Annotated in this window: 9 protein-coding genes, 1 tRNA gene and 1 pseudogene; 2 read left to right on the top strand and 9 right to left on the bottom strand. The window is 61.6% G+C overall.

The window, feature by feature from the left end; genetic code table 11:
• Window positions 1-27: 27 nt before the first annotated feature.
• From M1E12_RS10340 to M1E12_RS10325, 4 genes and pseudogenes are all read right to left on the bottom strand, one after another.
• Window positions 28-774: a hypothetical protein gene (locus tag M1E12_RS10340; protein WP_479564633.1), complete on the bottom strand. Its 747-nt coding sequence runs from the start codon at window positions 772-774 to the stop codon at window positions 28-30.
• A 271-nt stretch (window positions 775-1,045) separates the two neighbouring features.
• Window positions 1,046-2,470, bottom strand: coding sequence for a site-specific integrase (locus M1E12_RS10335; RefSeq protein ID WP_479564867.1), 1,425 nt, complete (start codon window positions 2,468-2,470; stop codon window positions 1,046-1,048).
• Window positions 2,471-2,548: 78 nt separating this feature from the next.
• Window positions 2,549-2,680 (bottom strand): annotated as a pseudogene (locus M1E12_RS10330) (DUF6538 domain-containing protein); the annotation flags it as partial.
• An 87-nt stretch (window positions 2,681-2,767) separates the two neighbouring features.
• A tRNA-Ile gene (locus tag M1E12_RS10325) sits at window positions 2,768-2,843 on the bottom strand.
• 191 nt (window positions 2,844-3,034) lie between these two features.
• On the opposite strand from M1E12_RS10325, the gene M1E12_RS10320 reads away from it, so the two are divergent.
• Complete coding sequence (locus tag M1E12_RS10320) at window positions 3,035-3,778, top strand: SIMPL domain-containing protein (protein ID WP_113460751.1); 744 nt, start codon at window positions 3,035-3,037, stop codon at window positions 3,776-3,778.
• A 73-nt stretch (window positions 3,779-3,851) separates the two neighbouring features.
• Here M1E12_RS10320 and M1E12_RS10315 read toward each other — a convergent pair whose 3' ends face one another.
• Window positions 3,852-5,108 carry an AGE family epimerase/isomerase gene (locus tag M1E12_RS10315; protein WP_479564632.1) on the bottom strand — a complete coding sequence of 419 codons (1,257 nt, stop codon included), beginning with the start codon at window positions 5,106-5,108 and terminating at the stop codon, window positions 3,852-3,854.
• Window positions 5,109-5,264: 156 nt separating this feature from the next.
• Here M1E12_RS10315 and metH point away from each other — a divergent pair, with 156 nt between their 5' ends.
• Window positions 5,265-9,017, top strand: a complete 3,753-nt coding sequence (metH, locus tag M1E12_RS10310; protein WP_479564631.1) for a methionine synthase — start codon at window positions 5,265-5,267, stop codon at window positions 9,015-9,017.
• 228 nt (window positions 9,018-9,245) lie between these two features.
• Here metH and M1E12_RS10305 read toward each other — a convergent pair whose 3' ends face one another.
• The 4 genes from M1E12_RS10305 to M1E12_RS10290 all read right to left on the bottom strand — a co-directional run bounded on the left by M1E12_RS10305 (window position 9,246) and on the right by M1E12_RS10290 (window position 13,615).
• The gene (locus M1E12_RS10305; RefSeq protein WP_479564630.1) at window positions 9,246-10,115 is read right to left on the bottom strand and encodes a PP2C family serine/threonine-protein phosphatase; all 870 of its coding nucleotides are present in this window, start codon (window positions 10,113-10,115) and stop codon (window positions 9,246-9,248) included.
• Window positions 10,116-10,188: 73 nt separating this feature from the next.
• Window positions 10,189-11,346: an ABC transporter substrate-binding protein gene (locus M1E12_RS10300; RefSeq protein WP_479564629.1), complete on the bottom strand. Its 1,158-nt coding sequence runs from the start codon at window positions 11,344-11,346 to the stop codon at window positions 10,189-10,191.
• A 96-nt stretch (window positions 11,347-11,442) separates the two neighbouring features.
• Window positions 11,443-12,486 (bottom strand): zinc-dependent alcohol dehydrogenase family protein, encoded by a 1,044-nt coding sequence (locus M1E12_RS10295; protein ID WP_479564628.1) that lies wholly within the window; start codon window positions 12,484-12,486, stop codon window positions 11,443-11,445.
• 76 nt (window positions 12,487-12,562) lie between these two features.
• On the bottom strand, window positions 12,563-13,615 hold the full coding sequence (locus M1E12_RS10290) for an ABC transporter ATP-binding protein (protein WP_479564627.1): 1,053 nt from the start codon (window positions 13,613-13,615) through the stop codon (window positions 12,563-12,565).
• Window position 13,616 lies beyond the last annotated feature (1 nt).

Below are 13,616 nucleotides of genomic sequence, written 5' to 3'. Positions count from 1 at the left end.
GAAGTCCGCGAAACCGGTATCGGATCTCTAGGCTGTTGCGTTCCGCCCTTTCGTTCGGCTGTTCCGCCAAGACCACACTCCTCTGGCTGGCACAGATAGTACAGCGAGGCTGCCCAGCAGGAACATCACATCGATCGCCACAGGGATAATGCCAGCAACCAGTTGCGCTATGGTTCCCATGCGCTGTACGCGAGCTTTCGCGGCCTCACGTTCCTGAATGTTTGTCAGCACTGCATGCGCCTCTCGATCTGAAGCGGCGCCCCCAATCATTGGTAGGTACTCTTCACTGATCCGGATGTAGGCGCTGTTGTTAGCCAGCCATTCCTGAGGATTGAAGCCAACCTCTGGAGGGTTCTCGTAGGCGCGCTGGTAAGACTGCGATGCGTTGAAGACGATGCTGCCTCCTGCTGTGAAGCTGTCAGCAATGCCCTCGAATAGCGTCTCGGTATTGTCGTCTGTGGCGATCCCCAGTGTTTGATACCAGGACTGTCTGTCGCGAGCCTCCCGGCATTCCCGCTCCGCACGTGTGCTCGCCGCGTCCCCTCCTATGACTGGCAGCCCCATTGAATTGGTTGTGCCCTCGGAGGTGTCGATAGGGCGAAAGCTCTCAGGAATACTGTCGTAGCCACACGCATAAGCGCCACCGGTTCCTGTCCACAGGCTGACAGCTACCAGCAAACAACTTGCACCTATCTTGATGTGCTGGAGCTGGGACGAGGTCTGGGATACCTGCTGGCGATCTGCTCTCGCATTCGACGCGACCTTCGATGTCAATGACCTACCCCCCCAATGCGGAAGGGCGGTAGGCGCGGTACGTCTCCGCGACTGGCCCTTCGATCTCTGGTGATCGGGGAGTTAGTAACCGCATGACACGGCCCTACGGCCTTTAGTTCAGAGAACCTGTTGCATACGCCGCAGGCTCCCCGACCATAGGTCGAAGAGTGGTGCCATTTCAGTGGCACACGTTCCTAGTCATGAGGGGTTACTACGCCCCGAAGCCGCACGTACGGCTCCAGGGTCTGTTTCCAGCATTCGGGAATCGCTGTCAATGATGCTGGGTGTCGTTAGGCTTCTGCGGCGATGGCTCGTAGCTAAGCTTCTGCATGGCTTCGTTCACTTGCGGCAAGGTGAAGCCCTCTTTGAAGTACTGCCTGTGCGTCATGCCATCCTGCTCGTGCCCAATGATCGATTTCACCAGCGGGTCGGCTACGCCTGCTTGCAGAAGTCGAGTGTTCACCGTGTGCCGCAGGCTGTGGAAAACGCGCGTTTTTGATTTGAGCCCAAGCTGCACGAGGAGCCTGTCGTTGAACCAGCGACTTTGCTGTCGCCCCCAGCCGTTCTTGGGGTCGTAGGTAAAGTCTGGGAATAGCTTGGTCGCGTTTCTGTCGCGCATGAACTGTACATAATCGAGAAGTCCAACGGTAATAAGCTCGGCATGTACCGGAACTAGACGGCGGGCCGCTGAGGTCTTGAGGCTTTTGCGGTCGCCGTCTTCGTTCATGTCGAACACCCATATGCCGTCTTGCTGGCGGATGTCCTTGAGGTGCAGCTGTGCAATCTCACCAAGCCTTGCGCCGGTATAGATCCCGATAAGGGTCGCCCACTTCTGATAGGGCTTCGTGACCAGACCATTTTCATTGTCCACGACTGTCCGCACGATCAATCTGATCTGATCGTTCGTATATGCCTCCCGGTCCCCGTCGTTGTTCTTCCTGGTCTGCCTTACTGCTAGACCGGAGAAAAAATTCTCGCTGGCATGGTGGTTCTGTTTCGCCCACTCGAAGAGCTCGTGGTAGGTCTGCAGGTACTTGTTGATTGTCGCAACCTGGATAACCTCGACTCCCCGCATGTTAAGAACATCGGCGAGGGGCTTGCCCCGTGTGAGCGGGTTCTTGGACCGATTGCGCGGATAAGCTAGTAGTGTGTCCTTGACCCGCTTGGCATCCATGGCGGTTAGCGTACGAACATCCGTATCGCTGCCTAGGATCTCTTCTAGCAGTCTGATGTGGTCAGCCTTCTCGATAACGGTCTTCTCTGCCCAGGCTTTACCTCTCTGGCGTTCCGCGCTGTAGGCGGTCGCTACTTCGGCTATGGTCATGCCAGAGGTCTGCGCCGCTTGGGTCGGCCCTAAGAACGTCTGCTGTGGATCTTCACCAAGGTCATACCGCGTCAGGGACTTGTTGTAAGCAAGAACAGCTTTGGCAAACTCGTGGAATGATAGCTTCATTTCCCGTTCCAGCCAGACGTACTGTGTGCTGCCCGGTTGGATGTCTAGGTCGTATTCATTGATGAAGCGGGCCAACAACTCGTCGTCAGATTTTACGAGAGAGAGCGGAGCATCTGTTTTCTTTGCATGCTTCGCTACGCGCTTGCTGGTCTCGTAGGCTTGCCGGTCCATCTCGTTCAGAGGGCCGGTATCATCCATTTCTTTTTTCGCCTGGTTCAGCAAACGCCGGAAATGCTCGGTCAACGCGTTTCTAATTTCCTCGTACCGCATTCCGCACGCAATTCCGTATTCATTCCACTGTTCGCCTATGTGGCTCAGGGAGCGGGACAAGCGCAATGCTTTTCGTGGGTCACGAGTCCGTAGAGATAGCTTGAGTGTCGAAGCTTTTTTCTGTGGATGCAGCTGCTTTGGTATGGGCCAACGCAGATAGAAGATGCCGCATCGAGACTTCACGAGATAGGCCGGATTGAACAAACCTATGTTCCCCTTGGATGTCTCCCCAAGAAAGTCCGCCTTCTAAGTATCTGATTTTAAACGAAATGGTGGGCCCGGAGGGACTCGAACCCCCAACCAAGCGGTTATGAGCCGCCGGCTCTAACCATTGAGCTACAGGCCCAGCCCGGCGTTGCGCCGTCGGGCGGGTTATGGTCACCCCGCACCGGTCTGCGGCTCTAACGCAAATTGCATTGTGCGACAAGTCTTTGCCGCAATGGCTTCACAATCACGCGTCATCACAGAGGGTGGAAGGGCATCGTGCCGGGAGAGGCCAAAGCGGCCGCCGGTGCCAAGGGACAAAGGATCTTATTCATGCTGAAAATTACACGCGCACTCGTCATGGCCACGGCTCTTTCGGGTTCGGTGCTCTCGACCGGTTTCGTCACGGAGGCCATGGCGGCCGAAGGTGAGCGTCGCGAGGCGACGATCATGGTGTCGGGCGAGGGCGAGGCGACGGTTGCGCCTGACATGGCTGTCATTTCGCTTGCCGTCGTGCGCGATGCCGAGACGGCGGCCGATGCGCTTTCGGCAAACAGTGCAGCCATGGCAGAGGTTCTGGCGGACCTGAAGGGGCAGGGCATTGCCGACAAGGACCTGCAGACGACGGATTTTTCGATCCAGCCGAAATACAAGCAGGAGACCCGCACCGACGGCACCTATGAGGCGCCTGTCATCGTCGGCTATACGGTCAGCAACGGTCTGACGGTGCGGGTGCGGGATCTCTCCAAGCTCGGCGCGATCATTGACCGCTCCGTGAAGCTTGGCGTCAATCAGGGCGGCGGCATCAGCTTCACCAATGACGATCCGGAAGCGACCGTCGAGGCCGCGCGCAAGCAGGCGGTTGAAAAGGCTGCCGCCAAGGCGAAGACGCTCACGGACGCGGCCGGGGTGAAGCTCGGACGGATCGTCGAGATCTCGGAGAATTTTGCGCGCCCGATGCCGCAGATGTATGCGGCTGCGCCCATGGCAAAGATGGCGGATGAGTCGGTGCCGATCGCATCCGGCGAAAATCTCTATACGGTGACCGTCAACATCACCTATGCGATCGAGCAGTAAGCTTCGGACACAGCGCTAGAACGAAGAAAGGGCCGGTCTTCCGGCCCTTTCGCATGTGTGGCTGCTGCTTGCATCAAATGTCGAGCGGATGCTCCGCAATCATCCTGGTCAGGCTGCCCTCAGCCGGGAAGAGCGGGATGAGGCAGGCCTGCAGGGCGTGGTAGATGTCGCCCTTGCCGGGGAAGAGGCTGTTGGACGGCTTGCCGTCTTCGGTCAGTTCCTCGAACCAGCCGCCCTGTTCGCGGTCGAGATTGTTGTTCGCGATATAGTTCCAGATCTTGCGGTAGCTCTCTTCGTGGAAGTCGCTTTCCTGATGCTGGTTGAGGAAGTGGGCGGCGGCGGCGCCTTCGCAGAGCGGCCACCAGAGTTTCGCGCGCTTGTCGGGGGCGTTTTCCCAATCGAGCGTGTAGAAGAAGCCACCCTTGTCCTTGTCCCAACCCAGCGCCATGGACTGGAAGAAGAGGCCGCGGGCTGCTTCCGGCATCCAGTCATGGCTTTTTCCGCCGAGCACCCAGAGTTGGAGGATCAGGCGGGCCCATTCCAGCCAGTGGCCGGGCGTGGTGCCGGCCGGGCGGAACATCTCATTCGGATGATAGTAGTCGCGGTCGACGACCCAGTTCTCATCGAAATGCTCGGCGACCCGGAAGGCTTCCTCGCGGGCGCGTCGGTTGATGATCAGGTCGGCGATCCGCTCCGCCTTGTCGAGATAATGCTGTTCGCCTGACACCTCGAAGGCGGCCATCAGGCTTTCGGTCAGGTGCATGTTGGAATTCTGGCCGCGATAGCCGGGGACCGGCTGCCAGTCACATGAGAATTCCTCCGCAATCGCGCCATGGTTTTCTTCCCAGAATTTTTCTTCGATTACCTGGGTGATGTCGGCGAGCATCTCGTCGGCCAGCGGATGGCCGGCGCATTTGGCGGAGGAGGCGGCGAGCAGGACGAAGGCGTGGCCGTAGCCCTGCTTCGTGTCGTCGGCAGCACCGGTGTCGTTGGCCTGCCAGAAATAGCCGCCGTTCTTCGGGTCGCGGTGGCGCTCCCAAAGGTAACGCATGCCGTGGTCGACGATGTCGGCCGAGCCGGGCCGTCCGAGCAGGTGGCCGATGGCATAACAATGCACCATGCGGGCGCTGGCATGGATGCCGCGGGCCGGATTGTCGACGTTCAGCGGCTTGCCGTCGCGCGACAGGTCGTAGAAACCGCCCTTCGGGTTGATGGCCGGACGCTGAAAGAAGTCGAACAGGCCGTCGGCCTGTGCCAGCAGCCATTTGCGATGATAGGGGCGGGCGCTCCAGGGGGTGGCGGCTGATGGTTGTGACTGATTTTCCGACATTTCTTCCTCCCTGAAGACATTCCTGGATCCCCTATAGCCGATCACCGGGGCTGCGACCACCGCTTCGGTCGAGCCAAGCAAATCAAGGGCGCATGTTGACATAAAGATGTCTTTATGTGATTTGGCGGATGTCGCATACGCAATAGGAGAGTTCGCATGCTCGATCAACTGTTCGGCCGCGAGGGCGCAAATCGGGACGGGGCGGAGATCCTGAAGGCTCTGCAAGACGCGGCCCGCGAGCGCATCCTGATCCTGGATGGTGCCATGGGGACCGAGATCCAGGGGCTTGGCCTGAGCGAAGACGACTTTCGTGGCGAGCGCTTCATCGGCTGCGCCTGTCATCAGCAGGGCAATAATGATCTGCTGATCCTGACCCAACCCAACGCCATCGAGGACATCCATTTCCGCTATGCGATGGCGGGGGCCGACATTCTCGAAACCAACACTTTCTCCTCGACCCGCATTGCCCAGGCGGATTACGAGATGGAAGGGGCGGTCTATGACCTCAACCGCCATGGCGCCGAACTCGTGCGCCGGGCGGCCTGGCGCGCCGAGCGCGAGGACGGAAAGCGGCGCTTCGTGGCCGGTGCCATCGGCCCGACCAATCGGACCGCCTCCATCTCGCCCGACGTCAATAATCCCGGTTACCGCGCCGTCTCCTTCGATGATCTGCGCGCAGCTTACGGCGAGCAGATCGACGGACTGATCGATGGCGGCGCCGATCTCATCCTGATCGAGACGATCTTCGACACGCTGAATGCCAAGGCGGCAATCTTTGCCTGCGAAGAACGTTTTCTCGCCAAGGGCATCCGCCTGCCGGTGATGATCTCCGGCACGATCACCGATCTCTCGGGCCGTACGCTATCAGGCCAGACGCCGACGGCCTTCTGGAATTCCGTTCGTCACGCCAAGCCCTTTGCGGTCGGCCTCAATTGCGCGCTCGGGGCGGATGCCATGCGGCCGCATCTGCAGGAATTGTCCGGTGTCGCCGATACCTTCATCTCGGCCTATCCCAATGCCGGCCTGCCGAACGAATTCGGTCGCTACGACCAGAGCCCGGAAGAGATGGCCGAGCTGGTCGCCGGATTTGCCGAAGAGGGCATCGTCAATGTGGTCGGCGGCTGCTGCGGGTCGACGCCTGCGCATATCGCCGCCATTGCCGAGGCCGTGAGGGGCAGGGTGCCTCGAGCGCCCGCCGAACATCGTCCCTTCATGTCGCTCTCGGGGCTCGAGCCCTTTGAGCTCACCAAGGACATTCCCTTCGTCAACGTCGGCGAACGGACGAATGTCACGGGTTCGGCCAAATTTCGCAAGCTGATCACGGCGGGCGATTACTCCGCAGCTTTGGTTGTCGCGCGCGACCAGGTGGAGAACGGTGCCCAGATCATCGACATCAACATGGACGAGGGCCTGATCGATTCCGAAAAGGCCATGGTCGAGTTCCTCAACCTGATTGCCGCCGAGCCTGACATCGCCAAGGTGCCGGTCATGATCGACAGCTCGAAGTTCCCGATCATAGAAGCCGGACTCAAATGCGTGCAGGGCAAGGCCGTGGTGAACTCGATCTCGCTGAAGGAAGGCGAGGAGAATTTCGTCGCCCAGGCCAAGCTGATCCGCAATTACGGCGCTGCCGTCGTCGTCATGGCCTTCGACGAGAAGGGCCAGGCCGACACCTATGAGCGCAAGGTGGAGATCTGCCGCCGCGCCTATCGCATCCTGACGGAAGAAGCGGGCTTTGCGCCCGAAGACATCATCTTCGACCCGAACATCTTTGCGGTCGCCACCGGCATCGAGGAACACGACAATTACGGTGTCGACTTCGTCGAGGCCACGCGAACCATCCGGCAGGAAATGCCGCTGGTGCATATCTCGGGCGGGGTGTCGAACCTCTCCTTCTCCTTCCGTGGCAACGAGCCGGTGCGGGAAGCCATGCATGCGGTCTTCCTCTACCATGCCATCCAGGCCGGCATGGATATGGGCATCGTCAATGCGGGGCAGCTCGCCGTCTACGAGAGCATCGATCCGGAGCTGCGCGAGGCCTGCGAAGACGTGGTGCTGAACCGACGCCGCGACGGCACCGAGCGGTTGCTGGAGATCGCCGAGCGTTATCGCGGCACGGGCGAGGCCAAGACCCGCACCCAGGACATGAGCTGGCGCGAATGGCCGGTCGAGAAGCGGCTGGAGCATGCGCTGGTCAACGGCATCACCGAGTTCATCGAGATCGACACGGAAGAGGCGCGGCAAAAGGCCGAGCGGCCGCTGCATGTTATCGAAGGGCCGCTGATGGCGGGCATGAACGTGGTTGGTGACCTCTTCGGCGCTGGCAAGATGTTCCTGCCGCAGGTGGTGAAGTCGGCCCGCGTGATGAAACAGGCGGTGGCCGTGTTGCTCCCCTATATGGAGGAGGAGAAGCGGCAGAACGGCGGCGATCAGCGCCAGAGCGCCGGCAAGGTGCTGATGGCGACCGTCAAGGGCGACGTGCACGACATCGGCAAGAACATCGTCGGCGTTGTTCTCGCCTGTAACAATTACGAGATCATCGATCTCGGCGTCATGGTCCCGGCCAGCAAGATCCTGGAGGTGGCCCGCCAAGAGAATGTCGATGTCATCGGCCTCTCCGGCCTGATCACGCCGTCGCTCGACGAGATGGTGCATGTCGCCTCAGAAATGCAGCGCCAGGGCTTCACCGTTCCGCTGCTGATTGGCGGAGCGACGACGAGCCGGGTGCACACGGCGGTGAAAATCCATCCGCAATACAAGGCGGGGCAGGCGGTCTATGTCACGGATGCGAGCCGTGCCGTCGGCGTCGTCTCCTCGCTCTTGGCAGAAGACGGCAACGACGCATATGTCGAGGGCATCAGGGGCGAATATGCCAAGGTGGCAGAAGCGCATGCGCGCGCCGAGGCCGAGAAGCAGCGGCTCCCGCTGGCCTCGGCACGGGAGAATGCAGTCAAGATCGACTGGAGCGCCTATCAACCGACCAGGCCCGGCTTTACCGGCACGAAGGTCTTCGAGACCTATGATCTGGCTGAACTCGCGCGCTATATCGACTGGACGCCCTTCTTCCAGACCTGGGAGCTGAAGGGGCGCTTCCCGGCCATTCTCGACGACGAGAAGCAGGGCGAAGCGGCACGGCAGCTCTATGCCGATGCCCAGGCTATGCTGGAAAAGATCATCGCGGAAAGTTGGTTCCGCCCCCGCGCCGTGATCGGCTTCTGGCCGGCCAATGCCGTTGGCGACGATATCCGCCTGTTCAAGGATGAAAGCCGCCGCGATGAACTCGCGACCTTCTTCACGCTGCGGCAGCAGTTGTCCAAGCGGGATGGACGAGCCAATGTGGCGCTGAGCGACTTCGTGGCGCCGCTCGAAACCGGCTTGCCGGATTACATCGGCGGCTTCGTGGTGACGGCCGGCATCGAGGAGGTGGCGATTGCCGAGCGCTTCGAACGGGCGAATGACGACTATTCCTCGATCCTGGTCAAAGCGCTGGCCGACCGCTTCGCCGAAGCATTTGCGGAGTGTATGCATGAACGGGTCCGCCGCGAATTCTGGGGTTACGCTCCGGACGAGGCATTGACGCCGGAAGAGCTGATCTCGGAAACCTATGCCGGCATCCGCCCGGCACCCGGTTATCCGGCGCAGCCCGACCATACGGAAAAGGTGACGCTGTTCTCGCTGCTCGACGCGACGGAAGCGACCGGCGTGACGCTGACGGAAAGCTATGCCATGTGGCCGGGTTCGTCCGTGTCAGGCCTCTATATCGGCCATCCCGACAGCTATTACTTCGGCGTTGCCAAGGTCGAGCGGGATCAGGTCGAGGACTATGCGGCGCGCAAGGGCATGGATGTGCGCGAGGTCGAGCGCTGGCTGGGGCCGGTGTTGAACTATGTGCCGAAGGCGGCGGAGTAGGCGGTTCGATCTGAGCTGCCCCTCATCTCCCTGCCGGGACCTTCTCCCCGTGAACGGGGAGAAGGTCGACTGCGGCCAGCGGCGGCGCCTCCTTCTCCCCGCTAGCGGGGAGAAGGTGCCCGAAGGGCGGATGAGGGGCCCATCAGTGTGCTCAGCTTCCGCTCAAACTGCTTCACAAACCGATTCCAGATTCGGCGACAAGGCATTGAGGCAGATTCCTAATTGCCTTCACGCCTCCAGCCTCAGCAGGATCGCCGTCGTATCGTCACTCTGCTTGCAGCGCGGATATTTCAGCCCATCCGGATCAATCTCCCGCTCCATGTGACGCAACTCCGTGACCAGGGATCTCAGGCCCGCCGTTGCGGCGCGCTGAATCAGCGTGGCGGCGTCGTAGAGCTTGTAGAGCGCGATGAGGTCGGCCAGGCCATCGGAGCAGAGGAGGGCGGTGGCGCCGCCGCCGTGGACGGGCACGTCGACCATTGCCAGGTGATCGGCGGCTTCCGGCACCACGCCGAAGGTCCAGGTCGCGCCACCGGGCGTGTTCTGCCTCGCGCGGCCGCGACGGAGGTCTTCGAGCGTCTGCGGATCTTCATTGGCAACGCCGGCTGCACCGATGCCGCCGACGCGAGCGATATGCTGCGCGGCTTGATGCTGCTCCCATTCATAGGCGCCGGGGATCGGGATGACGAAATCGGAACGTCCGTCGTCATGCAGGATATACAGCGCGCTGTCGCCGAGGCCGAACCAGCGGAAACCGTCCGGTGTGGCCTGCAATGCGGTGAGGCTGCAGAGCGGCCAGGCGTAGCGCGGCTGGTCGCCGGCAACCGCCACGAACGCATCGCGGGCTTCCTCCGAGACCTGCCGCAGAACAGCCTTCGGATCAGCGTTGCGATCGAGGCGTTCGGCAAAGCGCAGGGCGGCGAATTCGGCAATCCAGGCGGCGTCCGAACCGTAGCCCTCCATGAACTGGCGGTCGCCAAGCCCGGTCGCACCATCGATGACGAATGCGGCGTCGCGGTTGTAGCCAAGGCGGTCCTCATTCGGCCGAATGTCCTTGCCGGGATTGGAGATGGTGTCGATAATCGAAATCTGCGGCATGGATACCCCGTGAAAGAAGCTTGCGCCGGATTGTTCCGGCCGGGGCTTTGCCTAGCATGGCGGATGAGTTGCGTCAGCCGCGGGCGGCGCGAAAACGGTTCATGATCTCGGCGCGGTTGGGGTCCGTCATGACCAGCGCCAGGCCGAATTCCAGCGGGGTGAGCTTGGCCTCGTCGGGATAGATGATCTCATTGGCGAGGATCTCGTCCGGCAGCAGGGCGCGCACGCGCCGGTCCGTCGCCGTGCCGCCGTGGACGAGATGTTCGCGGGCCGCCACATCCGGGTCGAGAAGGTGGTTGATCAGGGCGTGCGCCGCCGGCTTGTTATGAGCGATCTTCGGGATCGCATAATAATCCGTCCAGATCTCGCCGCCGTCGGCTGCGATGACATAGGCGATCTCGGCTACGTCGCGATGAAGCTGGGAGGCGTCGTTGCTCCAGCACATGGTCATCCAGGCGTCGCTGGTGCGCATCGCCGGCTGATAGTCGCTGTCGATGGCGTAAAGATGCGGCCGGACCTCCATCAGGAGGTCCGAGGCCTTGGCCAGTTCGGCCTGATCGAGCGAATTGAAATCGTAGCCGAGCGCGACCAACGCATTGCCGATCGCCGTCAGCTGGTAGTCATGCACGATGGTTTTGCCCGAGGCTTCGCCCTTGGCGCGCTCGAAGAAGTCGCTCCAGCTTTTGACGGGGTTCAGTTCTCGCGTGTTGTAGGCGATGCCGGTCGTGCCGGCATTTTTCGGCACGGCATAGATTGCCCCCGCCATCACGCCCGGCTTCATGAAGCGGTCGGCATGGGCGTTGAGGTCGAAGTTCGGCATGCGGCGCAGCTCGAGCGGCGCCAGCATGTCGCGTCGGACATAGGGCGCGATCGCATACTGTGTCGGGACAATGATGTCCCAGGCGCGGCCGCGCTCCAGCGATTTCATGGTGCCTTCGTTGGAGCCGATGATCGAGATCTCGACCTCGACGCCATAACGGGCGGTGAAGTCCTCGAAGGTCTGGGGATCGTGATAGTTCGGCCAGGTGGCAAGCGAGACCTTCTTGCCGAGCGGCGAACCTTCGGAGGTTGCGACGCTGGTGCGCCCGGAGCCGCCCACGAGCAGAGCTGCGGCTCCGAGGCCGGTCACGGCGAGGAAATGCCGACGGGTGACGGATCCGCGCTTCAGCCGCATGAACTCCGTCATGAAGCCGTCTGCGTCGATCTCCGGTGGTTTCGTCTGCTTCACCATGGCTGCCTCAATCCGTTGCCGGTTTCGTGCAGCCGAATTTCAGCACAAACGGGTTAACGCTATCACACCACCCGATGACATCCGCAGCATCGGCCGTCAGATCATCCTGTCGATGATGCTGATGCCGTTTTCGCGGAAACTGTCCATCGTGGCGAGGGCCGGGGCGGCTTCGCTCAGTGTGATGCGCCGACCGATCAGGCGGTCCGGCGAGAGTTTGCCCGACAGGATCATGCGCAGCATGGCGTCGTAACGCCAGGACTGCATGCCATGGCTGCCATAGATCTCGAGCTCGTGGGCGATGACGCGGGCCATGGGGATGGCCGGTGTCGCATGGTCCGCCAGCATCAGCCCGACCTGCACATGGCGGCCGCGGCGGCGAAGGTTGAGGATCGAGTTGCAGCAGGTCTGGGGATGGCCGAGCGCGTCGACGGAGACATGGGCGCCGCCGCCGGTGACCTCGCGCACCGCTTCCGAGACATCGGCAACTGAACGGCTGTCGATGGTGACGGAAGCGCCGAGCGCCTTGGCAAGCTCAAGTTTGTCCTCGGCAATGTCGATGGCCACCACATTGGCGCCGAGGGCGGCACCAATCATGATGGCGGATAGGCCCACACCGCCGCAGCCGTGGACCGCCAGCCACTCGCCGCCCTGCAGGCGGCCCTGGTCGACGACGGCACGGAAGGAGGTCGCAAACCGGCAGCCAAGGCTCGCTGCCGTCTCATAGCTGATCTCTTCCGGCAGATGCACCAGATTCTGATCGGCATAGTCGATCGCGACATATTCGGCGAAGGAGCCCCAATGGGTGAAGCCGGGCTGGAACTGTTCCTCGCAGACCTGTTGGTTGCCGGAGCGACATTCCATGCAATGGCCGCAGCCGGAAACGAAGGGAACGGTCACCCGATCGCCGACCTTGAAACGGCGGACATCGCGGCCGACAGCGGCGATCGTGCCGGCCAATTCATGGCCCGGGACGTGGGGCAGCTTGATATCGGGATCGTGGCCCATCCAGCCGTGCCAGTCGCTGCGGCAAAGGCCGGTCGCCTTGACCGAGATGACGACACCGGCATTGGTCGGTGTCGGATCGGGCAGCGTCCTGATCTCGGGTGCCGCTCCGAATTGCTCGTAATACATGGCGCGCATGGGCTTCCTCCAAATGCAAAGAATGCCGCCCTGTCGGACGGCATCCTGACCGATCGATCCTGAAGACCGGTTTGCCTTAGTCGGCGAGCACGATCAAGGCGGCGGGGTCGATCTTGACGCCGACGGTGTCGCCAACGACAGGCGGTTTGACGCCGGGATCGTTGAAGGTGTCGAAGGAGAGCATCTTGCCGTCGACCGCGATGCGCGTGCGGATGACGGAGCCGAGAAACTGGCTCGATGTCACCTGGCCACGAACGGTCGCATCGCCGACCGCCGCCAGCGAGCCGGCTTCCGGGCGCATGGCAAGCTGGATGGGCGAACCGTTAGACGCGGGGATTGTCTCGCGGATCGCCAGCGTCTGATCGCCAATGCGGACCATGCCGGCGGACTGATCGGCGACGATCGCGTCCAAGACGTTGAGCGTTCCGACGAAGGAAGCCACGAAGCGGGTTGTTGGACGGTTGTAGATTTCGAAGGGCGTGCCGATCTGGTCGGCCTTGCCGGCATTCATGACGACGATGCGGTCGGAGATCGACAGCGCCTCTTCCTGGTCATGGGTCACGAAGACCGTCGTGATGCCGAGCTTCTGCTGGATCTGGCGGATTTCCTCGCGGAGCGAGACGCGGATCTTGGCATCGAGCGCCGACAGCGGCTCGTCGAGGAGAAGGACCTGCGGCTTCGGGGCAAGGGCGCGCGCGAGCGCCACACGCTGCTGCTGGCCGCCCGAGAGCTGATAGGGAAAACGCTCAGCCAGCTGTTCGAGATGGATGAGGGCCAGCATCTCCTTCACGCGCGCCTCGATGTCGGATTTCGGCATGCCGGCGATCTTCAAGCCGAAGGCGACGTTGTCGAAGACATTCATGTTGGGGAAGAGCGCATAGGCCTGGAAGACCATGCCGATATTGCGCTGGTTCGGCTTCAGGCTGGTCTGATCCTTGCCATCGATCTCGATGGTGCCGCCCGACGGTGTCTCGAAGCCGGCGATCATGCGCAGCACCGTGGTCTTGCCGCAGCCGGAGGGCCCCAGGAAGGAAATGAATTCGCCCTTGTCGATCGCCATGTTGAAGTCGTGCACGACCTGCGTGGCGCCGAAGGATTTCTTGAGATGGGAGAGTGTCAGGAACGTCATG

Source organism: Rhizobium sp. K33 (assembly GCF_056501445.1).
This window is presented reverse-complemented; position numbering and strand designations above follow the sequence as displayed.

Bases quoted from the DNA above. Each gene is read 5' to 3' on its own strand.
- M1E12_RS10320 (WP_113460751.1), top strand. From the start codon at position 3,035: ATGCTGAAAATTACACGCGCACTCGTCATGGCCACGGCTCTTTCGGGT.
- M1E12_RS10315 (WP_479564632.1), bottom strand. From the start codon at position 5,108: ATGTCGGAAAATCAGTCACAACCATCAGCCGCCACCCCCTGGAGCGCC.
- metH (WP_479564631.1), top strand. From the start codon at position 5,265: ATGCTCGATCAACTGTTCGGCCGCGAGGGCGCAAATCGGGACGGGGCG.
- M1E12_RS10305 (WP_479564630.1), bottom strand. From the start codon at position 10,115: ATGCCGCAGATTTCGATTATCGACACCATCTCCAATCCCGGCAAGGAC.
- M1E12_RS10300 (WP_479564629.1), bottom strand. From the start codon at position 11,346: ATGGTGAAGCAGACGAAACCACCGGAGATCGACGCAGACGGCTTCATG.
- M1E12_RS10295 (WP_479564628.1), bottom strand. From the start codon at position 12,486: ATGCGCGCCATGTATTACGAGCAATTCGGAGCGGCACCCGAGATCAGG.
- M1E12_RS10290 (WP_479564627.1), bottom strand. From the start codon at position 13,615: ATGACGTTCCTGACACTCTCCCATCTCAAGAAATCCTTCGGCGCCACG.